Consider the following 23,879-nt stretch of genomic DNA (forward strand, 5'->3'; position numbering starts at 1 on the left):
GTCCGGCCCGCTGACCGCCCGTCCGCCCCGCGCCCTCGATCAGTCCCGGGCCCGCGATCACTCCCGGGCGACGAGCGGCGCCCAGAACGTGTCCGGCGCCTCCTCCTGCACGCTGTCCGCAGCGAAGTCGAACCCGTACTGCTCGACGAACTCCCGTGCAGCGGCGATCTCGTCCATCTCGTCGTCCTGGGAGGCGTCGAACAGGTAGACGCCGTGGCCCATGTCGACGCCGCTGTCGCTGACGACGGTCAGGTCCCACCGCCCCGTCTCGGAGCGCACGATCCGGACGACGGCGGCCTGGTCAGCGGTGAAGTCAGCCATGTTGCGCAGCATACGGCGTGTCCTGTACCCCGACCACAGGCACGGACACGGGACGCGGACACCCCCCGCGTACCGTCCGCCGCATGAGTGAACAGCGCGGCGAACCCGCAGAACAGCAGCACCCCGTGATGGACGGTGCGGAGGAAGCGACGAACGAGGAGAAGCTCCACGGCCTCGTCGAGCAGGTCGAGCACGACCACGGGCACGAGGGTGCATCCGCGATGGCGGACCACCTCCGCGACCGCGCGGCCGAGACCGGCGTCGAGACCGAGGAGCCGTCCGACCACGTCGAGTGAGCACCGGGCGACCCGGGAATGGACCCAGCCGCTCCGGCGTACACATGAACACCGATCTCACGAGGAGCGAGCCATGATCCAGACCGACGCCCAGTCCACCGACCGCGACGAGCTGCAGTGCCGCCCGGTGCCCACCCTCACGGACGCACCGGAGCACCGCTTCGGGCGGTGGCTCGGACTCATCAACGACGGTCGCTGAGGCGACCCGAGGTCGCCTGGGGCGACCACCCTCCGGACGGGAGGCGCGGAGCCGGCTGGCACCGCGCCTCCCGTCCGTCGTCCCGGCCGTCCGCGCTGTCGGCGGCACACGCAGGACAGGGTGCCGGTCGGTAGGCTGTGCGGTCGTACACGATCCGAGGAGATCAGCATGTCAGTGGGGTTGCTCGCGGTCGTCGACGACATCCTGTCCGCCGCGCTCAAGGCGAGCGCGAAGACGGCGGGTGTCGTCATCGACGACGCCGCCGTGACGCCGCAGTACGTGCAGGGCATCGCGCCCGCCCGGGAGTTGCCGGTGGTCGGGCGGATCGCGCTCGGATCGCTGTTCAACAAGTTCGTGATCATCGTGCCGGTGGCGCTGCTCCTCACCGCGTTCGCCCCGTGGGCGCTGCCCTGGCTGCTGCTCGTCGGCGGCACCTACCTGTGCTTCGAGGGCGCCGAGAAGGTCACCGAGTGGTTCGGGGTGCACCACGAGACCGAGGCGGAGGCGCCGACGACCGAGCCGAAGCTCGTGTTCGGCGCGATCCGGACCGACCTGATCCTCAGCACCGAGATCATGCTCATCGCCCTCGCCGGGCTCGACCCCGACCTCGGTTTCTGGCCGACCGTGGGCGCGCTGCTCGTGATCGGCCTGGTCATGACGATCGCGGTCTACGGCGCCGTGGCACTGCTCGTGAAGATCGACGACGTCGGCCTGCAGCTGATGAAGAGCCCGTCGCGGACGACCCGACGGGCTGGTGCCCGCATCGTGCGCGCGATGCCCGCCGTGTTCCGCGTGATCGGGGTCGTCGGCACCGTGGCCATGCTCTGGGTCGGCGGTCACCTCGTCGTGCAGAACCTCGGCGAGACGATCTGGCACGGCCCCGTCGACCTGCTGCACGCCGTCGAGCACGTCGTCGAGGCGGCCGGCCCGGTCGTGACCTGGATCGTCGACACCGCGATCTCCGCCGTGCTCGGGCTCGTCCTCGGCATGGTCGTCGTCGGCATCGTGCTCGGTGTCCGCCGACTGCGGGACCGCGCCGAACCCGTGCGCTCGCACTAGTCGCGCGGGCCGACGGTCAGATCTCGACGTCGCTGCCCATCGTCACCGTCCGCTGCGGCGGCAGGCCGAAGCGCGCCGCCGGGTCGGCCGCGTTGTGCGCGAGCCCGACGAACAGCTTCTTCCGCCAGCTCGCCATGCCCCGGTTGCCGGGCTGCGGCCGGAGCGCCCCGCGGGAGATGAAGTACGACGCCTTCGCCATCTCGTCCGGATCGATGTCGAGGACCTCGGCGAGGCAGGCGGCGTGCAGCGCCCGCGGGAGGTCCTGGTCGTCCGAGAACCCGAACTTCACGGTGATGTGGTCGATGCCGTCGTCCTCGTACCCGAGGTCGTCGCGGAAGAACGCCTTCGCGTGCGGGACGTGCGGGACGTTCGCGGTCAGGACCGACACGATGATGACCGTCCGGTGCACGACGTGGTTGTGCTCCACGTTCGCCCGGAGCGCGAGCGGGGTCGTCTCCTTGTTCGGGTGCGGGAACACGGCGATCCCGGTGACGCGCGGGACGCCCTTGGTGTTGATCTTGGTGATGAAGTCCGCCAGCGAGCCCTCGCGCTCCTGCCGTTCCTCCTGCACGAGCTGCCGTCCGCGCCGCCACGTCGTCATGAGCGTGATGACGGCCAGGGCGATGAGGAGCGGGACGAAACCGCCGTGCACGATCTTCGAGAGGTTGCCGGAGAGGAACGTCAGCTCGAGACCCCCGAAGACGACCGCGGCGAGCACGAGCTTCCACGTCTTCCACTGCCAGAGCGGCTTGACGACCAGGAGCAGCAGCAGCGTGTCGACCACGAGCGCCCCCGTGACGGACACGCCGTACGCGGTGGCGAGGCTCGCCGAGGACCGGAACGCGAGCATGATCGCGAGGACGCCGATGAACAGCAGGAGGTTGACCGCCGGCAGGTAGATCTGGCCGCCCTCCTCGCGCGAGGTCTGCCGGATGTTCAGGGGCGGCAGGAGTCCGAGCTGCACGGCCTGGCGGCTCAGCGAGAACGCCCCGGAGATGACCGCCTGGCTCGCGATGACCGTGGCGGCCGTGGCGAGCACGACGACCGGCAGCTGCAGCGCGCTCGGGAACAGCAGGAAGAACGGGTCCTTCGCGGTCTCCGGGTCGCGGAGCACGAGCGACGCCTGGCCGAGGTAGTTCAGCACGAGGGCGGGGAAGACGACGAAGAACCAGGCGCGGAGGATCGGCTTCCGCCCGAAGTGGCCCATGTCGGCGTACAGCGCCTCGGCTCCGGTGATGACGAGCACGACCGCGCCCATCGCCACGAACGTGATGTACGGGTGTGCGATGAGGAACGTGATCGCCCAGGTCGGCGAGAGCCCCTGCAGCACGCCCGGGTGCTGCACGATGTGCGGGACGCCGGCCGCCGCGATCACCACGAACCACAGCAGCATGACCGGTCCGAACAGGTTGCCGACCTTGCCGGTGCCGAACCGCTGCACCGCGAAGAGCAGGATGAGGATCACCGCGGCGATCGGCACGATGAGGTGCTCGATGCTCGGGGTCGCCGTCTGCAGGCCCTCGACGGCCGAGAGCACCGAGACGGCCGGCGTGATCACCGAGTCGCCGTAGAAGAGCGAGACGCCGACGATGCCGATCACGAGGAAGATGACCGCTCCCCCACGTCGCTTCGCGTAGAGCCGGCGGGCCAGCGCGGCGAGCGCCATGACCCCGCCCTCGCCGTTGTTGTCGGCCCGCATGAGCACGAGGACGTACTTGATCGACACGATGATCGTGATCGACCAGAACATCATCGAGATGACGCCGTAGACGTCCTCCTGGTTGGCCTTCACGAGGCCGCCGTCGATCGTGAAGACGGTCCGCAGCGCGTAGAGCGGGCTCGTGCCGATGTCGCCGAACACCACGCCGAGGGCGGCCAGCGCGAGGGCCGCCACGCCCTTGCCGGGTCCGTGCGGGGCGTCGTCGGCCGTGTCGGTCGCGGGTGTGTGAGAGCGGGTCTCGGTCACGCTCGTCTCTTCCGTCGGGAGGCCGTCCGTGCGACGACCGCGGATCATCCTCGCACCGAGCGGGGGCCGTCGCTCGCAGCGGGCACCCATGTGTGCGGAACGAGCCCGCAGACGGACGGGAGGCGCGGTGCCCGCTGGCACCGCGCCTCCCGCCCGTCACCTGGTCGCGTCAGCGACGGCGGAAGTAGCCGTTCGCGCCGCCGACGAACATCAGGATGGTCGCGACGATCACCGCGAGGCCACCGATCCACCCGAAGGCGTTGTTGCCGGACGCCGCGCCGACGCCGACGCCGATGACCTGGAGGATCGCGAGGACGAGCAGGACGATGCGCGCCCAGTTCCGGCCGTCGCGCATCTTGAAGACGATGACGAGCTCGATCACGGCGAGGATGAACGCGAAGATCGCGGCGCCGATGAACGGTGCCGTCCCGACGCCCTGCGCCGCCGCCGAGGTGCTGCCGGCGATGAGCCCGAGCACGCCGGAGAGGATGTTCGCCAGGATCACCACCAGCCAGATGATGAACGAGACGGTGACGGTGGTCGGACGACCGCTGGTGTTGGCCATTGTGTGCTCCCTCTGCATCGGTCGCGTTCAGCGACCTTCCCGCGAACGTACAGATGCGTGTGCCGCCTGTCCGCGCTCCGGCCGGAAACCGCGTCCCGCGCACAACGGACACCCACCGTTCACGGCGTCGCTGCGCCGAGTGCTGGATTCCTGGGCAGATTCCCAGCTACAGTGCTGCCGCCCCCGTTCGAGGGGTGACCATCGATCGAAAGCGACACCGATGCCCTTCCCGATCCGCCGCACCGTGCTCGTCACCACGACCACGGCTGCGCTCGTCGCCGGTTCCGTCCTGACCGGCTCGCTCACCGCCAGCGCGCACCCCGCGCACGACCCCGGCCACCACGACGGCCAGCTCACCCCGCGCACCTCGTTCACCATGGCGGCCGACGGTTCGTCCGGGGCGACGCAGGGCGGCGAGGGCATCCCGAACATCGACTCCGTAAAGAAGACGATCGCCACCTACTACGGCGACCCCGGCACCGGGATCTCGGACAAGACCGACAGCCCGTACATCCGCGAGATGCGCTCGATCGTGGCGAAGCAGACGAAGGAGCTCCGCGGTGAGTATCGCCGGGCCGTCGCGCACCACCAGAAGCCCGCGATCGTCCTCGACGCCGACGACACGACGCTGTGGACGTACGACATGGAGGTCGGGGACATGCACTTCGTGTTCTCGCCCGCCGAGCAGGACGTCTGGGTGCAGGACGAGCGCTTCCCGGCCGTGCCGGCGATGGTGTCCTACGTGAACACGGCGAAGGCGATGGGCTTCACGGTCTTCGGCATCACGGGGCGGAACGACGACCAGAAGGCCGCGACGCTCGCCAACCTGCAGAAGGTCGGCTACCAGGGCTTCACCGCCGACCACTACTTCACGAAGTGGACCGGCAAGGGCACCTCGCAGCAGCCGTCGTACGTGCAGTGCGCCGCGGCGTCCTGCACCACGGTCGAGTACAAGGCGCTGACCCGTCGCCACATCGAGCGCGACCTCGGCTACACGATCGTCGACAACGTCGGCGACCAGTGGTCGGACCTGCAGGGCGGGTACGCCCAGGAGCAGGTCAAGCTCCCGAACCCGACCTACTACCTGCCGTCGGCCGACCTGCCCGGTGTCCGCGAGCCTCGGCTCGCACCGCGCACGCACTTCCGGATGGCCGCTGACGGCTCGTCCGGCGCCACGCAGGGCGGCGAGGGCATCCCGAACATCGACTCGGTGAAGAAGACCATCGCCACCTACTACGGCGACCCCGGCACCGGCATCGCCGACAAGACCGACAGCCCCTACATCCGCGAGATGCGCTCCATCGTCCGGAAGCAGGCGCCGATCGTCGCTGCGCAGTGCTTCGTGGCCTCCCGCCAGCACCGCAACCCGGCGATCGTCCTCGACGCCGACGACACGACGCTCTGGACGTACGACATGGAGGTCGCCGCGATGCACTTCGTGTTCGACCCGGCGCTGCAGGACGTCTACGTGCAGGACCAGCGGTTCCCGGCCACCCCGTCGATGACGTCGCTCGCCGCGGTCGCGGAGCGCTCCGGCTGCACCGTGATCGGGCTCACCGGCCGGAACGCGGCGCAGCAGGACGCCACGATCGCGAACCTGCAGAAGGTCGGCTACCCGCAGATCACCGCGGAGCAGGACGGCAACCGGACCTACTACACGAAGTGGACCGGCACCGGCACCTCGCAGCAGCCGTCGTACATCACGTGCGCGGCCGCGAAGTGCACCACCATCGAGTACAAGTCGCAGACCCGGGCGCACATCGAGTCGCCCGAGGGCGGTCGGTACGACATCGTGGCGAACTTCGGCGACCAGTACAGCGATCTGATCGGCGGATCGGCGGACCGGACCGTCAAGCTGCCGAACCCGACGTACTACCTGCCCTGATCCGGCGCCGGGGCGCACCCGGTCCGGCGACCGGTCGGGGTGCGCCCCGCCCGGTCGCCGGACCTCGTCCTCGACGTGCGTTCAGTCGGGGACGGGCGCACCCCGGTCCTCCACAGGCGACGAGGCCTACCGTCGGGTCCGACACTCGAGGAGGGACCCCCGTGAACTTCGACGGATTCGACCCGGCCGGACTCATCGCCTTCGCCGTCGCCTGTGCGGTGGTGATCGGCGGGCTGCTGTCCAGCCGACGCCACCGCTGAGCGCCTCAGCACGGCCGGGGTCGGCCGGGGTCGCGCCCCGGGCCGCCTCCGCCCCCGTCGCCACACCCGCTGCGGCCACGCCGTCCGACGGGGTGGCGTCGTCGGCCCTGCTCTCCACGATCGGCATCGGCGTCCAGGGGGCCGCGAAGCTCGTCGTGACGGTCGTGATCGGTCGGGTGTTCGGCACCGAGACGCTCGGCCAGGCCACCGCCCTGCTGTCGCTGTCGGTCTTCGCGGCGCTGCTCTGGCCGTCGGCCGCGGGCAACACCGCCTCCCGGTACCTCGCGCTCGCGCTGCGGACCGGCCGGTCGGACGCAGCACTGAACCGGCTGCTCGGACGGACGATGCTCGTCTGCTCGGTGGTGCTCGCCGGGTGCACCGTGCCCGTCGCCGTCGCGTGGGGCAACGGCCCCGGCACCGTGCTCGGCGGCGTGGGGGTCGTCGTCGGGTACGGCCTCTACGCCTACACCCGCGGGGCGCAGCTCGGGTACGGCCGGGCACGGCGCGTCGCCGGTTGGGACGTCGTCACGAGCACGCTGACGTTCGCCCTGCTCGTGCTCGCCTGCGTCACCGGGGCCGAGCCGTTCGTGCTCGTGCCGATCGCCGTCGGGTACACGGTGTTCGCGATCGCCTGCTGGCCGCGCGGAGCGTCCGGACTCCGGCGCGGAGCCGCACCCGCGGGCACGGCGTCGACCGACGGTGTCCTGGGGTTCGCGGGGTGGAACGTCCTCGCCGGCCTCACCGCCAACGGCCTGCTGCAGCTGGCGATGATCGCCGCGACCGTCACCGCGTCGCAGCACGACGCCGGGGTCTACGCGGCCGCGTTCACGCTCGCCACCCCCGCCTCGATGGTCGGACAGGCGGTCGGGCAGGCCGTGATCCCGGCCTTCGCGCACCGGGCACACGCCTCGTCCCTGCGGTCCCGCGGCGCCGTGCTGCTCGTCGGCGGGTTCGCGGCGGGGACCGCCGCGCTGTTCGGGCTCGTGGCGTTGCTCGCGCCGTGGTTCCTCCCGCTGTTCTACCCGGCCGAGGGCGCGGCTGCGGTGTCGGACCTCCGGTTCCTCGTGGTCGGCGTGTGGGTGTTCACCGTCTCGCTCCTGCCCGCGGCGCTCCTGCTGTCCGCCGGGCGGTCGAAGCAGGTGGCGCTCGCGTCGATCGCCGGGTTCGTCGCCGGCACCGTGCTGATGGCCGTGCTCAGCCCCGTCCTCGGGGTGGCCGGCGGCACGGTCGGGTTCCTGGTCGGCAGCGTCGTGAACCTCGTGACGGTCGTCGTCCTGGGACTGCGCCGACCGGCCGTCGACTGACCGGCACGACGACTTCTTGCGCGGACCGTGCGAACGGTTGCGCGTGGGCGGGAACTGCGCGCGATCCGCGAGCACACGGGCAAGAATGCGTCCGACGCCCGTCGTTAGGCTTCCATCAGGATCCGGCGCGCACGCCCGGATCTGCCGCACCGCCGCGGCCGACCCAGTGACGGGAGGTACGACCATGTCGCAGTTCGTCCAGAAGTTCACGCAGGACGCCATCGTCGGAGAGCCCGAGGTCGTCGAGGACCGGCACGACACCGTCGCCGAGGACGTCCGCCACACCGCCGGGGACCTCCCCCGGTCCGCGCCGGGAGTCCGCGAGGTCGCCAGCCACCCGGCCTGGCTCCGGCTGAAGGCCGCCGCCACCGCCCTGCAGGGACTCCAGACGAAGGACGGCTCCGTGCCGGACCCGGTCGACCACGGGCGCGCCGCCGAACTCGTCGACGAGATCGTCACGGCGATCGCCGAGCTCGCCCCGGCGTTCCCGCACGACGCCGCCTACCTCGACGCCCTCCCCTCGGACTTCGCCCGCTGGCGCGACTCGGGCTTCGGCGTCCCGGACTTCCTCGACTCGCTGAACGCCTTCCAGCCGCAGCAGCACCGGGTCGACGGTCTCGGACACCTCGTCGTGTTCCCGATGGTCACGCAGAACGGCAGCAGCTCGCGCTTCGTCGAGGCGCTGCTCGTCGAGGTCATCTGGCCGGACTTCATCGCCGAGCTCGAGGCCGGCGAGTACGGCAACAAGCTGTTCGTCGCGCTCCGCTTCGTCGACTTCACACCCGGCTACGACACGAACTCCGCGGTGCTGTTCCCCGAGACCGTCGCGATGCGCGAGATCCCGGCGTTCACCTGGGGCGCGATCTTCCAGGACCGCGAGGCCGCCCGCTACCGCCGGGTCGTCCGCGCCGCCGCCGAGGTCACCAAGCTCGATCTGCCCGAACCCGCGGCCGCGATGCTCGACGACCAGGAGCTGACCGAGCGCGTCTTCGTGATGTGGGACATCATCCACGACCGCTCCCACATGCGCGGCGACCTGCCCTTCGACCCGTTCATGATCAAGCAGCGGATGCCGTTCTTCCTGTACTCGCTCGAGGAGCTCCGCTGCGACCTGACCGCGTTCCGCGAATCGGTGCGTCTCCAGCGCACCCTGTCGGCCGTGCCGGACGCCGAGCTGTCCGACGACCGGCGTGCGATCCGTGACCACGCGAAGCTCGTGCAGTACGCGGTGCTGTTCGACCGCATCTTCCGCTTCGCGATCACCGGTAGCCGCGTGCGGAACTACGACGGGCTCGGCGGCCAGCTCCTCTTCGCCTGGCTGCACCAGCACGGTGTCCTGCACTGGACCGACACCCAGCTCACGATCGACTGGGACGCCGTCCCCGACGTGGTGATCGCGCTGAGCGACCAGATCAACGAGCTCTACTGGCGCTCGATCGACCGCCCGAAGTCGGCGCACTGGCTGGCCGCCTACGAGATGCTCACGGAGACCCTCACCCCGCACCCGGCTTCGGCGTGGGCGAAGGGCCTGCCGTCGGAGACGCTCGCCGGGCCGCCGAAGGGCTACACCGACGCCGTGCTCGACGACGAGTTCCCGCTCTCGATGTTCTACGAGGCGCTCGACAAGAAGATGGCGACCGTCATCGGCTCGACGACGGGCATCACGGGCACCACCGACCGCGCGTCGGCCGCCGCCGCGTGAGCGGCGGCACCCTGGCCGGCCGCACGGTGCTGGTCGCGGGAGCGACCAGCACCAGCGGCACGGCCGTGTCCCGCGCGCTCGTCGTCGCCGGCGCGGCCGTCATCGCCGTCGGCGCACGCGCGGACGGACTGGAGGCACTGCGCACGGCCGTCCCGCAGGTCACGACCCAGCGGTGCGACCTGGCGGACCGCGGCGCGGTCGACGGACTGGTGTCGCGCCTCCAGACCGACGGTGTCCACGTGGACGGTCTCGTGCACCTGGTGGGCGGGTGGCGCGGCGGCGGCAGCCTCGCGGGGCAGTCCGACGACGACTGGGACTTCCTCGAACGCGGCTTCCGCACCCTCCGGAACACCACCCGCGCGCTCCACGACGACCTCGTCGCCTCGCCCGCCGGACGCCTCGCGATCGTGTCCTCGACCAGCGTGGAGTCGCCCACGGCGGGCGGTGCGAACTACGCCGCGGCCAAGGCGGCGGCCGACGCCTGGACGCGGGCCGTGGCGCAGGGCTTCCGGAAGGACGCGCCGGACACCGCGGCCGCGACCGTCTTCGTCGTCCGGTCCCTCGCGGGGCTGGAGGAGCGCCTCGCCGACGAGGTCGTCGGGCTCTGGGACGCCACCGCGGACGTCGTCAACGGTGCCCGCATCCCCATCGAACCTAGGATCGAACGGTGACCCTCCGACTCCACGACCTCGACCTCCGCGGCTTCGCCTCCGACAACTACGCCGGCATCCACCCGGAGGTCCTCGACGCCATCGCGGCCGCGAACCAGGGCCACCAGATCGCCTACGGCGAGGACGCCTACACGTCCCGGCTGCAGGAGGTGTTCCGCGAGCACTTCGGCGAGCAGGCCCAGGCGTTCCCGGTGTTCAACGGCACCGGCGCGAACGTCGTCGGCCTGCAGTCGATGCTCCCGCGGTGGGGTGCCGTCGTCTGCACGGCGACCGCGCACGTCCACACCGACGAGGCCGGGGCGCCCGAGAAGGTCGGCGGCATCAAGCTCCTGCCGGTCGCGACGCCGGACGGCAAGCTCACGCCCGAGCTCATCGACCGCGAGGCCTGGGGCTGGGGCGACGAACACCGCGCGCAACCGCTCGTCGTGTCGATCACCCAGACCACCGAGCTCGGCACCGCCTACACCGTGGACGAGGTCCGGGCGATCGCCGACCACGTGCACGGGCTCGGCATGACGCTGCACATGGACGGCGCCCGGATCTCGAACGCCGCGGCGACGCTCGGCGTGCCCCTGCGCGCCTTCACGACCGACGCCGGGGTCGACGTGCTGAGCTTCGGCGGCACGAAGAACGGCCTGCTCTACGGCGAGGCCGTCGTCGTGCTGGAGCCCTCTGCGTCCGAGGGGCTGCACTACCTCCGCAAGCTCAACATGCAGCTGTCGTCGAAGATGCGGTTCGTGTCCGCGCAGCTCATCGCCCTGCTCACCGACGACCTGTACCTCCGGTCGGCCCGGCACGCCAACGCCATGGCCGCGCGGCTCCGGAGCGCGCTCGAGGCCGGGATCGCCGACGGCAGCATCGCGGGCGTCGGCTTCAGCCAGGAGACCCAGGCGAACGGGGTCTTCGCGACGCTGCCCGCCGGCGTGGCCGACCGGCTCCGCGAGCACTTCCGCTTCTACGACTGGGACGCCAGCCGCAACGAGGTGCGCTGGATGTGCTCGTTCGACACCACCGAGCAGGACATCGACGCGTTCGTGGCGGCGCTGCGGTCGGAGCTCGCCGCGGTGTGACGATCGGGGTCGTCGATCCGTCCTACCGGTGGAATGCAGGAACACGTTGACGAACACCGGAACCACGAGATCGAACGAACCCGCTGCCGGAGCACCTTCGGGGGCTGGCGATGCGAGCTGGACGCCGGCCACGAGGGTCTGCACCGGCACCGGGACGGCACGACGCTCGCGGAGTGGAGCGCTGACCTGACCGGACGGCGGGTCGGCGACCTGTGGGGACGCGGGCGCTGACCTCCGGACACGGAGATGATGGGTCGGACGGGACCGTCTCCCTGGTGGCCCCGGAAGCGAGGAGCACCGTGGCGAGCCCGATCCCCGAGCACATGACCGCCGTCGTGACGACCGGCACCGGGGGCCCCGAGCGGCTGCAGGTCCGGCGGGTCCCCGTGCCGGAGGTCGGTGACCACGACGTGCTCGTGCGCGTCCTCGCCGCCGGTGTGAACAACACCGACATCAACACGCGTGTCGGCTGGTACGACCGCGGGCCCGTGGACGGATCCGACGACGGCCCCACGGGCTACAACGGCGCGACGAGGTTCCCGCTCGTGCAGGGCGCGGACTGCTGCGGCGTGGTGGTCGCGGCCGGCCGGGGCGTCGTCGATCCCCCGATCGACCGCCGGGTGCTGGTCCGGTCCTGCATGACCGACCCCGACGACCCGCACCGCGCCGAGTGGCTCGGATCGGACCGCGACGGCGCGTTCGCGCAGTACGTCGTCGTCCCCGCCACCGAGGCGTTCCCCGTGGACTCGGCGTGGTCGGACGCGGAGCTCGCCACCATCCCGTGCTCGTGGGGCACCGCCGAGAACATGCTGCGCCGCGCCGACGTCCGCGCCGGTGACCGGGTGCTCGTCACGGGCGCCTCGGGTGGAGTGGGGTCGGCGACCGTGCAGCTCGCGCGGCGGCGGGGCGCTCAGGTCGTCGCGGTCGCCAGCCGGTCGAAGCACGACGCGGTCCGTGCGCTCGGCGCCGACCGGGTCCTCGAGCGCGGGACGAACCTGCGCGGCGCACTGGCCGACACACCCGTCGACGTCGCGGTCGACAACGTCGCCGGGCCGGGGTTCGGCGCCGTGCTCGACGTGCTCCGTCCCGGTGGCACGGTCGTCACGTCGGGCGCGATCGCCGGTGCCGTGGTCGAGCTCGACCTCCGCAGCCTGTACCTGCAGGACCGCAGCGTCCTCGGGACGACGACCTGGCACCCGGACGTGTTCGCCGACCTGGTGGGCTACGTCGAGCGCGACGAGGTCCGCCCGGTCCTCGCGGACACCTTCCCGCTCGAGGAGATCGTGCGGGCGCAGGAGGCGTTCCGGCACGCCGACCGCGTCGGCAGCGTCGTCCTGCTGCCGCGGCAGGAGGGCCCGGCCGCGTGAACCGCCCACCCACCTCGCTGGGTGGGTGACGACCTCAGTGTGGGCGACGACCTCAGTCGGCGTCGGGCGTTCCTGGCGGGTCGGTGCGCAGCCGCTCCGCCTCGGCCTCCGGCTCCTGCGAGTGCGACGACGCCGCGTCGACGAACCGTCCGCCGCCGACGGCCGCCGTCCGACGGACGAGCTCGTTGACGAGGTCGGCGTCTTCCGGCTCGAGCTCGTCGTCCGGAGCCGGCTCCACCATCACCGATGACGCCGGACCGAGGAGCACCTCGGACACGGATGCCACACCGTGCTCGTCGGCCGTGGGGATCTCGACGATGTCCGTCGTGCCGTTCTCCCCCAGCGCGGCCGCGTAGCCGAGGACCGCCTCCGCGATCGCGTCGCCGGTCATCACCTTGTTGTCTCCGTAGATCACGTACTTCACGTGTCCACCCAACGCGGCGTCGCCGAGAACCGGCCCAGTGCCGGACGGGAGGCCCGTGGCGGCGCCGCCACGGGCCTCCCGTCCGACGTCGCGGACGTCCGTGACGCCCTCCGCTCAGGCGCGGCGCGTCGCGCCGATCGCCCAGACGCGCGGCGGCTCGGTCCCGTTGACCGCGTGGTCGCCGACGATCCGCGCCTTGAACACCCACGGGTTGTGGCTGCCCGCGGTGCGGGCGTTCCGCCAGTGCCGGTCGAGGTTCTTCGTCGTGCTCACCCCGGAGGCGGCGAGCGCGTCGAACAGGTGCGACGTCGCCGACGTGGCGAGCGTCGTCAGCGCCACCTGCGCCTGCGCCGTCGCGAGCTCGGCGCGGTCGTTGCGGCGCTCGTCCTCGGCGGTGTCGAGCGCGGCGCCCTCGTACGCCGCCTGCAGCGCCTCCGCGGCCCGGTCGACGATCGCGGTGGCGGCGAACCCGGCAGCGGAGACCTCGCCGACGACCTGCAGGATCTGCGGGTCCGCGGCGAACGTGTCGGCGTTGCCGTGCGAGAACACCCGGTTGCGGTTCCGGACCTGCAGGGCGATCTCGCGTTCGGCGGCGAGGACCGACCCGGCGAGCACCGTGAGCAGGACCGCCTGGTAGTAGGCGGTCTGGTACTTGAAGCGGTCATCGAACGGGATGACCGCGTCGGCCTGCACGACCGCGTCGGTGAACGTGCTCGTGCCGGACCCGGTGGTGCGCTGGCCGAATCCGTCCCAGTCGTCGCCGTGCGTCACGCCGGGCTGGTGCGCGTCGACGATCGCGATGACCCGCTCACCCGTGTCGGTCCGTTCGGCGTACGTGTCGATCCAGTCGGCGAAGATGCTGCCGGTCGAGTAGTACTTCTGCCCCGAGATGCGGAACGTGCCGTCCGGCTGCGGCGTCACCTTCGTGATGACGTCGCCGATCTGCACCGAGCCGACCTCGGTCCAGGAGTTGCCGGCGATCTCGCCCCGCCCGAACCGCTCGAGCCACGCGTCGCGCTCCCCGGAGCGGGCGACGAGCCGGTCCTCCACCAGGGCGAAGTGGCCGCGGAGGGCCTGCGGGATGTTGCTGTCGGCGGCGGCCAGTTCGGTGAGCAGACGGAATGTCTGCGGCAGGGTCGCGCCCGCTCCCCCGAACTCCGTGGGGACGCGGACCGCGCCGAAGCCGGCGGCGGCGAGCTCCCGGATCTCGTCGAACGGCAGCCGGTGCTGCTGCTCGCGCTCGGAGGCCCCGGCGGCGATGCGGTCGAAGATCGGGCGGAACCGGCCGGCGAGCGTCTCGTAGTCGACGACGCCGGTGTCGGTCGTGGGCGGGGTGGTGGTGTCGGTCATGGTGTCGGTGTCTCCTCGGTCGTGGTGGTGCCGGTGCGGTGGTGGTGCGTGGTGCGCTTCGCGCTCTGCGCGGTGCGGTGCGCGCTGCGCTCTGCGCTTCGCTGTGCGCGGTGCGCGGTGCGGTCAGGCGGGCACGGAGCCCGGGGTGGTGGTGCTGGCGGCGGCCGGACGACGGCGGGTCAGGACGGCCGCTCCGCCGAAGACCACGACGAGCACGACGAGCGCCCCCGCCGTGGCCGCGGCACCGGTCGGCCAGTTCCCGGTCAACCCGAGCAGGGCCGGGACCGTCGTGGTGGTCTGGCTCGCCAGCACGAGGGCCCAGCCCGTGTACCGCGTGAGCCCGGCGCGACCGAGGGCGAGCAGGACGAAGAAGAGCGTCCAGAGCACCGCCCACCCGGCCCAGAGCGTCGCGAGCACCGGGTCGTCGACGACGTGGATCGCGGCGAAGAACACCGCGACGGCGGCGACGAGGCCGCAGAACCACCCGAGACCGACGGCGCCCAGGCCGGCGAGGGAGTCGATCCCGACGTACAGGTACGTCAGGCCGAACAGGAACGTGCCCGCGACGGCGAGCAGCGCGGGGAGGGACCCGTCCGCCGTCACCGCGAGGGCGGTGCAGAGGACGAGTTGGAGGCCGCCGATGAGCACGTTGAACACGCCGCTGTCGCGGCCGGGGATCCGGCCGAGCAGGGTGAGTCCGTTCACGAGCAGCGCGGCCCCGGACAGGATCAAGCAGATGTACGCCACAGGAGGACCGTGCCACCGGCCGAGGGCCCGGCGCCACGATGTGGCGCTCGGTGTCGCTCCGTGACGAAGCGTGACGGGCGTCAGTGTGCGGTCAGCGTCCGGTGGGCCGGAACCAGCGGATGAGCTCCCGGACCGCCCGGGCGGACGGCACGTCGGCGTCGGTGTCGCCGGCGGTCTCGAGGTCGTCGAACGTCGACCGGTAGCCCGGCACCCGCGCGACGTCGGCCCCGGCGGCGGGGAACCCCATGGTCCACTCCGGGAACTGCCGTTCCTCCACGTGGTCCTCGAGGATCACCCGGACCTTCGTGTGCCGATCGTCGTGCTTGATGCGCTCGAGCTTCGCCCGGACCGCGGCGTCGGGCCCCTCGAGCAGCTGCAGGAAGTAGCCGTTCCGGAAGAGCAGCACACCGGTCACGTCCTCGCGCTCGTTCGAACGACGGCTCTGTTCGAGCAGGCGGGCGAGGTCGTCGTCGCCGAGCGGTCGTGTCGCGACGCTCGAGTAGATCAGGGCCAGCATCGGGTTCCTCTCCGGGGCGGGCCGCCAGTCAACTCCGCGCAGCCGCGAACCCCCTGCGCCCGCTACCAGCCCGTCGTGAGCACCCGGTCGAGCGCGTCGACGAACCGGTCGACCGACTGCCGGGTCACGACGAGCGGTGGCTTGATCTTCAGCACGTTCTGGTGGTCCCCCGTCGGCTGCATCACGACGCCGAGTTCGAGCAGCCGGTCGCAGATCGCCGCTGTCTCCTCGGTCGCCGGCTCGAGCGTCGAGCGGTCCCGGACGAACTCGAGCCCCAGGTAGAGTCCCGACCCGTGCACCGTCCCGACGATGGCGTGCCGGTCACCGAGGGCGCGGAGTCGTCCGGCCAGGTGCCCGCCGACCTCGGCCGCGTGCTGCTGCAGTCCCTCGGAATCGATCACGTCGAGCACGGCCGACCCGACCGCCGCCGAGACCGGGGAGCCGCCGGTCGACGAGAAGAAGTAGCCCTGGCTGCGGTAGCGGTCGGCGATCTCCCGACGGGTCACGACGATGCCGATCGGGGTACCGGCGCCGACCGACTTCGCGACCGCGACGACATCCGGCACCACGCCCTGCTGCTCGAAGCCCCAGAACCAGTGCCCGAGGCGGCCGAACCCGACCTGTACCTCGTCGGCGATCGTCAGGCCGCCCACGTGGTGCACGGCGTCGTACACCTGTCGGAGGTAGCCGTCCGGCAGCGCGATGCCGCCCGCGTTGCCGTAGACCGGCTCGCAGATGAACCCGGCGAGGTCGTGTCCCGCCGCGGCGAGCGCCCGGATCCGCTCGGCCGCCTCGGGCGCGTACCGCGCCGCGTCCGCACCCCGGTGCGCGCCCCTGTAGGCGTTCGCCGCGTCCACCGTGTGCACCCACGCGGGACGGGTCGCGAGGGCGTTCGGGTTGTCCGCGATGGACGTCGAGACGGCATCGCTCGCGAACGTCCACCCGTGGTACGCCTCGCGCATCGCGACGACGTCGGTCCGTCCCGTGGCGGCCATCACGATGCGGAGGGCGAGGTCGGTCGCCTCGGACCCGGAGTTGACGAAGAACACCGTGTCGAGCTCGTCGGGCAGCAGGGCGGCGACCCGTTCGGCGTACTCGACGATGCCGGCGTAGTGGAACCGGGAGTTCGTGTTGAGCAGACGGTGTTGGCGCGCGGCGGCGTCGGCGACGTGCGGGTGCGCGTGCCCGACGCTCGCGACGTTGTTGACCATGTCGGTGTACACGCGGCCGTCGACGTCGACGAGCAGGTCGCGCCAGCCCCGCTCGATCCGCGGCGGTTCGGCGTAGTAGTGCTCCTGCACCTCGGCGAGGACGCGGCCGCGGCGTTCGAGCAGGCCGTCGGCGCGGGATCCGCCCTCGTCCGTCGCCGGTGTGCCGAGTGCGGCGGCGGGGTCGCCGAGGAGCGTCCGCCAGCCCGGCGCGGCGACCGCGGCGACGGTCCTGGGCAGGTCGGCGTCGCGGTGCTCCGCAGCGACGACGCGGACGTGGACGGGGACCCCGGCGGGCAGCTCCAGCCCGTCGTCGGTGGGCTCCGCCGGGTCGAACTGGAGGACCGACCCACTCTGGGTGCACGCCTCGCGTCGGACGGTGGTCGGCTCGGCGAGCCACAGGGTCGCGCCCGTGGGCACGGTCGCCGGCGCGCTCGCGGCGTCGATCGCGGCGCTGGTCAGCACCGGTGACCACGCGGGCAGCACCACGGCGGGTGCGCCGTCGTCGAGCAGCCGTCGGGCCTCGGCCGCGAGTGCGTCGGGCTCGGTCCAGCGGCCGTCGTCGTGGACGGGACTCGTCGTCCCGGCGTCGAGGACCACGGGTTCGACGTCGACCACCCGTCGGGCCCAGGTCGGGCCGGGGCCCGGCGGGAACCCGAGTGTCCGTCGGAGCACGCCCGTGACCACCTCGGACGGCACGGACACCGCCTGCCGGAAGATCCGGAACTCGCGGTCGAGCGCGCCCGACGCGTACGCGTTGTCGTCGTCGAGGCGCACCTGTTGGCGCCCGCTCAGCACGAGGACGGCGCCGCGGAGGACCACGAGCGGCCAGAGCGCGTCGACCTCGTCCGATGACAGGGGCCGGAGCGCGTGGAACGCCCGGACGGCGGGGAGCACCGACCACACGCTCGCCCCGTCGTGGTGGAGCACGCTCGACAGCGTCACGGCGAGCTCCCCGACGGCCCACGACTCGGCGACGTCCCCGAAGTCGATGACGGCGTCCGGCAGGGTCACCGGACCGTCGGGCCGCAGCACGTTGTCGTCGGTGACGTCGAAGTGCCCGAGCTGGCGTGGCAGCCGGTCCCCGAGCGCGTCGACCACGGCCGCCGCCCGGTCCACCGCGGCCAGCACCTCGTCGACGACCGCCCGCTCCGGTTCGGTGGCGGCGATCGTCCGGGCGACGCGGACCGCGTGCCGGAGGTCCCACTGCAGCGTGCGGTGCGCCGCCGGGTGCTCGAGCCCGGCCAGTGCGGTCTGGACCCGCGCGGCGAGTTCGCCGAGCCGGGCGACCGCCGCCGGCCGGAGGTACCTGCTGCCGGTGAGCGTGCTGCCGGCCACGAACGAGATCACCCGGGCGTGCAGGCGGCCCTCGCTCGTGTCCCACCAACCCGCCGCCAGGACCGCGGGCACCCGCACGCCCGGCTCGACCTCGGCGACCCGCGCTGCTGCGACGGCCTGCAGGTCGATCTCCGCCTCGCTGAAGCACGGGTTGCTGATCTTCAGGACACCGAGCGGCTCGTCGGCGTCGGGGGTGCGGACGAGGAAGTTCTGGTCCTGCTGGCTGCCGAGCGACTCGAGTGTGGCGTCGATGCCGAACCGGGCGGCGAGGAGCGCGGTGGCCTCGGCGGTGGGCAGGACCGGCGTCGGGAGCTCCGGTCGGGTGAAGTAGTCGAAGACGGCGGTGTGCACGAGGACTCCTGGGCCAGGGAGGGCGGGGCGAGGGACGACGTGGCGTCCGACCGACGGGACACCACGAGCGGAGGACCGATCGCTCGTCCGCTCCGCGAGGTGTTCGGCTTATTCGCGGATGCCAGCGGTGGCGCGGATCGCGGATCCCAGTGCTGACGGACGTTCCACGGGTATCGGGATTCTGTTCCACGAGGTCGCTCCGCGGCTCGATGCAGCAGGACCTCAGCGGTAGCTAAGCCCGCGCCTCGCCGCGTCCGCCGCGTCTGTGGGCTAGAGGGTACCCATCCCACAACCGACCATCGAGCTCACGACCGTTCTGTTTGGGCGTGCGACCGCCCCACTGCTTGAAGAAGAACGGCACGTTGGCGGCCAGGCACTGGTCTCGAATGTCACGGACCCACTCCGCCTGCATCTCGCGGTGGCGCGGCCCTGACTCACCGCCAGCGATGACCCAGTCAATGCAGTTGAGGGGGAGGTCCGGGAGCGCCGCGATCAGCGGCTCGCAGGAGAGGAAGCGGACGGCAGCTGGAACTTCGGCGAGGTCTGCTACGCGGTCAAGAACCTTCGGTTCCTCGACGGACGTGCCGACCCACACGTTCTCTGGCCAGGGCAGGTCGCCCGCCATCCGCCGTAGTCTCGTCGGGCGCTTTGTCAGGATCTGGTAGGTGTGCTGCGGTGTGGCCAACATCACGTCAAACACGTCCTGGATGAAGGGCTTCGGCACTTTCGCATGGAAGAGGTCACTCATCGAGTTGACAAACACTGTTGTAGGACGCTTCCACTTCGCGGGCTGGGCGAGCACCTCGGGATGAGTCGTCACCCCGAAGCCGGGGCCCGAGGTGATGGGGTTGCCGTCCTTCTGGTACTTCTCGGCTCCCATCGCCTTCAAGCGCTTGGCCAGTGCTAGTGCGTAGCAGTTGTCGCAGCCGGCCGTGACACGGTCACAGCCAGTGACCGGGTTCCAGGTCGCCTCGGTCCACTCGATCGTGCTCTTCTTCACTACATCACCTCGGTGAGAACTCTAGGCTCGCCAGATCGTCTGCTTCTCGAGGCTGCCCTTCGGACAGCCGTTCGTGACGCCCTCCGTTGCGAGCTCCTTCCAGGCTGCCCGTATGTGTGTCTCGCGGGCGATGCCTACGGCTGTCCCCAAGACCTTGTCGAGGTTCTTACTCACGTGGAGGCGACCCAACTTGCTCAGGTGAAGGGTCACTGAGTCCTTCACGTCATCGATCGCCTGGCGCTTCGTGGCCTCCTCGTCGTCGGCGAAACGTCGTCTCGCTTCTGCGAGACGGCTCTCGCCTAGAAGAGGATTTGTCTCATCGAGGGCCTCAGCTTCAGCGAAGTCCATTTCAGCCAAGAACTTTCGCCAGTCCTGTGCAGCCAGGCTCACGTGGTCGTTGTAGCTGTAAAGCGCGTTGATGCGAGGGAAGAAGAGAGCGAGCATGAACAGTGGCTTGTCCGTCGGCTTGCGCCTGATCTCCACGTCGTAGGAGTTATAGCCCAGCGCGTCGCGCACGCGCGCCGCGTACTGCCCCCATACCGCGAGCGCAGCAGGATGCGCACGCTCCTCACGGGGCAAGGCGAGCAGTTCCTCCTTGAGGAACTCCGCACGCCACCAATCGCCGCCTAGCCAGCTGTCGAGGTTGGCCAACGTCGCCGCTCGGCCTTGAGCGCCGTCATCCTCATACAGGCGAGCCCCCATCCTACGAACCGCCTGCAGCGAGAAGTTCAGGAGTAATTCTGTCGGCACTGTGTCCCCGCGCGAAGCGAGCGCCGCCACCGTCTGGTCATGGTCCAAGGACCGGCCGAACGGGTCGAGGAACACCAGCGTAGGGATGTTCGCGGATCGCCGGATCGCGTCCTCGTAGTGATCGCTGATGTCTCCCTGTAGCGCTAGAGCCGAGCGGTCTCCGCATGAGTCCACGAGGGTCTTCAGCTGCGCGAAAGCGTCGGGCCGCTTCTCCACGAAGGTGCACTCCAGCTTGATGCCGCGCGACCGAAGGTCCTGCGCGATGGTGAGTGCGATCCTCGGGGAGCCAACTTCCGTGACCCCAGTAACCGGGTGTCGGTACTCACCTTCCCCAGCGAACCCATCGATGAACGCGACTCGGCGACCGGGCGCGGTAGTCGCAGTCGCTCCGGCGAACTTCGCGAGGTAGCGACGAAGGATGCCGTGTTTGAGGACCGCGGCGGCCTTCTTCGGGTCCTGAAAGAAACCTTCATTGCTGGGCATGTACACCTCGAGACATGACAGAAGCTTGCCTCCTGCCGAGAGCGAGCAGGCGCGACACGCGGCGGACGATCCACGACAAGTGACCTGCTTCTCTCACCGGGTTGAAGGGAAGGCGCACTGACAAGCTCACGAGCGCCGCCCAGATGCGGGCCTCCGTTGCACTGAAGGCCAGGAGCACGGAAGGGCGACGGCAGGCAACGAGGCAGCGAAGCGAACGCCAGCCACACAGCAGACTTCGCGGCTCGCCTTCCAGGAGGGAGTGAGGATTGCTATGCTTTTGAAGGTGAGCGACGAGGAACCATCAAGCAGCCGTTGGCCTCTTCGCAGAGAGAGTGCGCGGCACATGCCACATCTGGTGCGGCTCGCGCTAGCCGCAGCTGGACTCGCGGCCCTCTCCATGGGCACTTGGGCTGTGCTTCGACCTCATTCGGGGGATCTGGGCAGTACCGCGCTAATTGTGGTCGGAGGCGTGCTGGTTCTACTCGCAGTACTTGGTCGCTTCCCGGACCGCCTGTCGGTGGGAGACGTTGAGATGGAATTCCGGCGCGACTCGCTGGAAGAGATACTCGCGGTCGTTCGTGCGGAAGCGCCTGAGATCTTCGATCAGGTCGTTGACATCGCGCGAGGCGGTACTCGGACACCGGACGCCGTGGACGAAGCGGCGCGCGCCGCCCAAGAGGAGCAGCGGCAAGAAGCAGCATTCGAAACGACTGTGATGCTCCGCGATTCTGTACCCGCAGCGGAGGCAGCCGAGAACGTCGACCTCGGCTCTCTCAGCGGCCTCCGTCGCGACGTCGACGTTGCCGTGCCATCCCGCGGCCGGCCGCCACGCGTTGACGCTACCTTCCACCTTGACGGGAAGGTTGTCGCGATCGAGATCAAGAGCAGCTGGAGCCGCTCCACCAGCAGACTCGTCAAGCAGCGCCTAGCGAGGGTACTGACGAGTCCGGAGTATGCCGCTGCCGTTCTCATCGTTCCGAGGGAACTGCTGACGCGCGCACTCGCGGATATCGACGATCCGCGTATCGTCGTTGCAACTCCCGACGACGTCGCTCGGCTACCTCAACTCGTACGCACGGCGATTGCCGAGAGCGATTGACGAGTAGGCCTCGCTGGTCACTCGAACGACCGATTTTTTAGAACGGTAGACCGGCGCTGGACGACCGCGCGGACCTTATCAGGTGCAGAGCTTCCTAGGTGGTCACGTGCCAGTCATTGGTGGGGCGTGCAATGCCAGCACTGAGACTTGCAGGCCGAGGCACGACGTCGTGCGCGGCAGTCGACGAAATCGACAGCAGTCTTTCTTGCTTGAGAAGCGCAACATAGTTGTCCGCCAAAATGGCCCCCGCGCCGAGGGTGTAGGACGCGAAGGCCACGGTCGACGCGATGCGGAGTCGTCCATCCTCTTGACGGGCCTTGAGCGATTGGGAGTCGGGCGTACGCGCCGATAACGCTCATTCGGTCGACCGGACAGTGGCCGCATGCACAGGGTCCAGCGCGCCCACACCGGCAATCGGGTTCATCGAGCGTGGGACGGTTCGAGGCGCAGCCTTTCACGGTCCGTCGTTGGCGGTTACTCGTGGACGCGGGTGCTGAGGACGACGCGCTCGTCTTGGTCGAGATCCCAGAGCATGGTCGCGGTATGACCTGCGGCTTGCTCGTAGGCGAGGAGGAGGACCGCGTCGGCGGCGGTGCGGCACCAGCGCATAGACGACTGGGCGAAGATGGGGTCGTTTGGGTCGGGTAGGGCGGGGTCGCTCTCGAAGCGGTCTCGCTGCTCCCGGAGGATCTGGGGGCTCGTGGTGCCGGTGTGCGACAGCATGTCAGCGAGATGCTGCGTCAGGGTGATGGGCAGCGACCTGCCGGCCGCGGGTGGATCCTTCAACTGAGTGCGCTCGACGCGGGACGTCGCAAGCTGGCGATCTCTGGTCGATCTCACCGCCATTGGAACCGAGGTCGGTGCAGCAGCTGGAGGATCACCACGAGAGCAGACGTCTCCTCCTTTCAATCTTGCACTCTCAGCTGGGGGAACCAGGACCGGGCCGTAACGCGTCGCCGGCATGACGAAGCGCCGCTCACCAATGGTGAGCGGCGCTTCGACGGCCCGGCGCGGCTGTCCGACAGCGGCCACACCGTTACCGCAGGCGGTCGTCGCTGCCGACGAGACTCAGTTGAGGAGGTCAGGGTCGGGGAGGCTCGGCTCAGACTCGGACGCGTCGCGCTTCATGATGATCAGCTCGATGACCCAGGGCGCGTGTCGGAACGCCGTCGCCGGTCGCTGGTCGTACCAGCCGGGCTTGTAGTTCGACTCGCGGGAGCCGGTCGGGTTGTCCGCAGCGTGCGACGGGGTCGCGTCGAGCTGGACGCGCTGGCTGACACCCGGCAGGTAGCTCCACTGACGCGGCGTAGACGCGTCCGTGGCCCAGTGGTCAACGCTCTGCTGGTCGGCGTTCTGCTGCTCGATGAGGTTCCGCGTGGAGCGCCGCTGGGCACCCTCGAGGTGGTCGTACTTGCGGGTGGGCGGGAGCATCGCGGCGGGGACACGGTGCGCGTACCCGAAGCAGTTCGGGTCGTTCGGCGCGGGCGTCGGGGCCGGCTGCAGCACTTCCGTCCAGGTTGGTCTCCCCCACGGTGCGGGGCGTGGCGACGGGCCATCCGTCGCAGTGCCAGCGCACCAGGACGTTGCTGACCTGGATGTCGGCCTCCAGCACGCGGCTGCGGTGCAGCTCCGTCTTGTCCGACTGCGACGCATCGGTCGGGGTGAACGTGGCGTCCACCGCGTAGGTGTCGACGAACTGGCGGCGCCAGGCACGGATCATCGGGCAGGTGAACTCCTGCCGGCCTCGGCGGCCGGCTCGGCGGAGGGCGATGCGCAGCTGCTGCAGCTCCTCGACGCTGTGGATGTGGTGCGTCGTCTGCGTGCAGGTCGTGATGGGGGTGTTGCTGATGGTGAGGTTGCGGTCCATGGTGGTGTCCTTCAGGTCGGAGCGAGGCGGTTGCTCGCTTGCGCCACCCCTATGCGAGCTCGTGCTTGCGAGCGGGGCGC

Annotated in this window: 22 protein-coding genes; 10 read left to right on the forward strand and 12 right to left on the reverse strand. The window is 70.5% G+C overall.

Annotation, left to right across the window (positions count from 1 at the left end; translation table 11 throughout):
• Window positions 1–57: 57 nt before the first annotated feature.
• Window positions 58–321 (reverse strand): hypothetical protein, encoded by a 264-nt coding sequence (locus Csp2054_RS01120; RefSeq protein ID WP_141399064.1) that lies wholly within the window; start codon window positions 319–321, stop codon window positions 58–60.
• A gap of 83 nt (window positions 322–404) precedes the next feature.
• Between Csp2054_RS01120 and Csp2054_RS01125 the strand changes: the two genes are divergently transcribed.
• The 3 genes from Csp2054_RS01125 to Csp2054_RS01130 all read left to right on the forward strand — a co-directional run bounded on the left by Csp2054_RS01125 (window position 405) and on the right by Csp2054_RS01130 (window position 1,875).
• Entirely contained in the window at window positions 405–617 is a 213-nt protein-coding gene (locus tag Csp2054_RS01125) for a hypothetical protein (RefSeq protein ID WP_096897461.1), read from the forward strand.
• Between the two features lie 73 nt (window positions 618–690).
• Window positions 691–816: a hypothetical protein gene (locus Csp2054_RS18415; RefSeq protein ID WP_255252552.1), complete on the forward strand. Its 126-nt coding sequence runs from the start codon at window positions 691–693 to the stop codon at window positions 814–816.
• A 168-nt stretch (window positions 817–984) separates the two neighbouring features.
• Window positions 985–1,875, forward strand: coding sequence for a DUF808 domain-containing protein (locus tag Csp2054_RS01130; protein ID WP_096897462.1), 891 nt, complete (start codon window positions 985–987; stop codon window positions 1,873–1,875).
• Window positions 1,876–1,891: 16 nt separating this feature from the next.
• Here Csp2054_RS01130 and Csp2054_RS01135 read toward each other — a convergent pair whose 3' ends face one another.
• Together Csp2054_RS01135 and Csp2054_RS01140 are read right to left on the reverse strand one after the other, a co-directional pair.
• Window positions 1,892–3,841, reverse strand: a complete 1,950-nt coding sequence (locus Csp2054_RS01135; RefSeq protein ID WP_255252553.1) for a potassium transporter Kup — start codon at window positions 3,839–3,841, stop codon at window positions 1,892–1,894.
• A gap of 169 nt (window positions 3,842–4,010) precedes the next feature.
• A complete protein-coding gene (locus tag Csp2054_RS01140) occupies window positions 4,011–4,406 on the reverse strand; it encodes a hypothetical protein (protein WP_096897464.1) in 396 nt (131 codons plus the stop codon).
• Window positions 4,407–4,626: 220 nt separating this feature from the next.
• On the opposite strand from Csp2054_RS01140, the gene Csp2054_RS01145 reads away from it, so the two are divergent.
• From Csp2054_RS01145 to Csp2054_RS01175, 6 genes are all read left to right on the forward strand, one after another.
• Window positions 4,627–6,291 (forward strand): HAD family acid phosphatase, encoded by a 1,665-nt coding sequence (locus tag Csp2054_RS01145; RefSeq protein WP_096897465.1) that lies wholly within the window; start codon window positions 4,627–4,629, stop codon window positions 6,289–6,291.
• A gap of 352 nt (window positions 6,292–6,643) precedes the next feature.
• Window positions 6,644–7,855, forward strand: coding sequence for a lipopolysaccharide biosynthesis protein (locus Csp2054_RS01150; RefSeq protein ID WP_096897466.1), 1,212 nt, complete (start codon window positions 6,644–6,646; stop codon window positions 7,853–7,855).
• Window positions 7,856–8,039: 184 nt separating this feature from the next.
• Window positions 8,040–9,557 carry a DUF6421 family protein gene (locus Csp2054_RS01155; protein WP_096897467.1) on the forward strand — a complete coding sequence of 506 codons (1,518 nt, stop codon included), beginning with the start codon at window positions 8,040–8,042 and terminating at the stop codon, window positions 9,555–9,557.
• Window positions 9,554–10,228 (forward strand): SDR family NAD(P)-dependent oxidoreductase, encoded by a 675-nt coding sequence (locus Csp2054_RS01160; RefSeq protein ID WP_255252554.1) that lies wholly within the window; start codon window positions 9,554–9,556, stop codon window positions 10,226–10,228. The genes Csp2054_RS01155 and Csp2054_RS01160 overlap by 4 nt, the downstream gene beginning before the upstream one ends.
• The gene (locus Csp2054_RS01165; protein ID WP_096897468.1) at window positions 10,225–11,298 is read left to right on the forward strand and encodes a threonine aldolase family protein; all 1,074 of its coding nucleotides are present in this window, start codon (window positions 10,225–10,227) and stop codon (window positions 11,296–11,298) included. Before Csp2054_RS01160 ends, Csp2054_RS01165 begins: the two co-directional genes overlap by 4 nt.
• 299 nt (window positions 11,299–11,597) lie before the next feature.
• Window positions 11,598–12,665 carry a zinc-binding dehydrogenase gene (locus Csp2054_RS01175; protein ID WP_255252555.1) on the forward strand — a complete coding sequence of 356 codons (1,068 nt, stop codon included), beginning with the start codon at window positions 11,598–11,600 and terminating at the stop codon, window positions 12,663–12,665.
• 52 nt (window positions 12,666–12,717) lie between these two features.
• Here the strand turns inward: Csp2054_RS01175 and Csp2054_RS01180 are convergent, their stop codons facing one another.
• From Csp2054_RS01180 to tcmP, 7 genes are all read right to left on the reverse strand, one after another.
• Window positions 12,718–13,089 (reverse strand): hypothetical protein, encoded by a 372-nt coding sequence (locus Csp2054_RS01180; protein WP_096897470.1) that lies wholly within the window; start codon window positions 13,087–13,089, stop codon window positions 12,718–12,720.
• A 114-nt stretch (window positions 13,090–13,203) separates the two neighbouring features.
• On the reverse strand, window positions 13,204–14,439 hold the full coding sequence (locus Csp2054_RS01185; protein WP_096897471.1) for an acyl-CoA dehydrogenase family protein: 1,236 nt from the start codon (window positions 14,437–14,439) through the stop codon (window positions 13,204–13,206).
• 123 nt (window positions 14,440–14,562) lie between these two features.
• The gene (locus Csp2054_RS01190; RefSeq protein WP_096897472.1) at window positions 14,563–15,186 is read right to left on the reverse strand and encodes an AmiS/UreI family transporter; all 624 of its coding nucleotides are present in this window, start codon (window positions 15,184–15,186) and stop codon (window positions 14,563–14,565) included.
• 91 nt (window positions 15,187–15,277) lie between these two features.
• Window positions 15,278–15,703, reverse strand: a complete 426-nt coding sequence (locus tag Csp2054_RS01195) for a BLUF domain-containing protein (protein ID WP_096897473.1) — start codon at window positions 15,701–15,703, stop codon at window positions 15,278–15,280.
• Window positions 15,704–15,765: 62 nt separating this feature from the next.
• Entirely contained in the window at window positions 15,766–18,600 is a 2,835-nt protein-coding gene (locus tag Csp2054_RS01200; protein WP_096897474.1) for an aminotransferase, read from the reverse strand.
• A gap of 232 nt (window positions 18,601–18,832) precedes the next feature.
• Window positions 18,833–19,600, reverse strand: a complete 768-nt coding sequence (locus Csp2054_RS01205) for a DUF5131 family protein (RefSeq protein ID WP_096897475.1) — start codon at window positions 19,598–19,600, stop codon at window positions 18,833–18,835.
• A gap of 21 nt (window positions 19,601–19,621) precedes the next feature.
• The gene (gene tcmP, locus Csp2054_RS01210; RefSeq protein ID WP_141399065.1) at window positions 19,622–20,833 is read right to left on the reverse strand and encodes a three-Cys-motif partner protein TcmP; all 1,212 of its coding nucleotides are present in this window, start codon (window positions 20,831–20,833) and stop codon (window positions 19,622–19,624) included.
• Window positions 20,834–21,116: 283 nt separating this feature from the next.
• On the opposite strand from tcmP, the gene Csp2054_RS01215 reads away from it, so the two are divergent.
• Window positions 21,117–21,932, forward strand: coding sequence for a hypothetical protein (locus Csp2054_RS01215; RefSeq protein WP_141399066.1), 816 nt, complete (start codon window positions 21,117–21,119; stop codon window positions 21,930–21,932).
• Between the two features lie 474 nt (window positions 21,933–22,406).
• Here the strand turns inward: Csp2054_RS01215 and Csp2054_RS01220 are convergent, their stop codons facing one another.
• Together Csp2054_RS01220 and Csp2054_RS01225 are read right to left on the reverse strand one after the other, a co-directional pair.
• Window positions 22,407–22,655: a hypothetical protein gene (locus tag Csp2054_RS01220; protein ID WP_141399067.1), complete on the reverse strand. Its 249-nt coding sequence runs from the start codon at window positions 22,653–22,655 to the stop codon at window positions 22,407–22,409.
• Between the two features lie 345 nt (window positions 22,656–23,000).
• On the reverse strand, window positions 23,001–23,438 hold the full coding sequence (locus Csp2054_RS01225) for a hypothetical protein (RefSeq protein ID WP_096897479.1): 438 nt from the start codon (window positions 23,436–23,438) through the stop codon (window positions 23,001–23,003).
• Between the last annotated feature and the right edge of the window lie 441 nt (window positions 23,439–23,879).

This window comes from Curtobacterium sp. 'Ferrero' (assembly GCF_002412165.1).
In the GTDB taxonomy this organism is placed as follows: Bacteria; Actinomycetota; Actinomycetes; order Actinomycetales; family Microbacteriaceae; genus Curtobacterium.

Excerpts from the sequence above, each read along its gene's own strand:
- Csp2054_RS01120 (WP_141399064.1), bottom strand. The coding sequence starts at position 321 with ATGGCTGACTTCACCGCTGACCAGGCCGCCGTCGTCCGGATCGTGCGC.
- Csp2054_RS01125 (WP_096897461.1), top strand. The coding sequence starts at position 405 with ATGAGTGAACAGCGCGGCGAACCCGCAGAACAGCAGCACCCCGTGATG.
- Csp2054_RS18415 (WP_255252552.1), top strand. The coding sequence starts at position 691 with ATGATCCAGACCGACGCCCAGTCCACCGACCGCGACGAGCTGCAGTGC.
- Csp2054_RS01130 (WP_096897462.1), top strand. The coding sequence starts at position 985 with ATGTCAGTGGGGTTGCTCGCGGTCGTCGACGACATCCTGTCCGCCGCG.
- Csp2054_RS01140 (WP_096897464.1), bottom strand. The coding sequence starts at position 4,406 with ATGGCCAACACCAGCGGTCGTCCGACCACCGTCACCGTCTCGTTCATC.
- Csp2054_RS01145 (WP_096897465.1), top strand. The coding sequence starts at position 4,627 with ATGCCCTTCCCGATCCGCCGCACCGTGCTCGTCACCACGACCACGGCT.
- Csp2054_RS01155 (WP_096897467.1), top strand. The coding sequence starts at position 8,040 with ATGTCGCAGTTCGTCCAGAAGTTCACGCAGGACGCCATCGTCGGAGAG.
- Csp2054_RS01185 (WP_096897471.1), bottom strand. The coding sequence starts at position 14,439 with ATGACCGACACCACCACCCCGCCCACGACCGACACCGGCGTCGTCGAC.
- Csp2054_RS01195 (WP_096897473.1), bottom strand. The coding sequence starts at position 15,703 with ATGCTGGCCCTGATCTACTCGAGCGTCGCGACACGACCGCTCGGCGAC.
- tcmP (WP_141399065.1), bottom strand. The coding sequence starts at position 20,833 with ATGCCCAGCAATGAAGGTTTCTTTCAGGACCCGAAGAAGGCCGCCGCG.
- Csp2054_RS01220 (WP_141399067.1), bottom strand. The coding sequence starts at position 22,655 with ATGCTGTCGCACACCGGCACCACGAGCCCCCAGATCCTCCGGGAGCAG.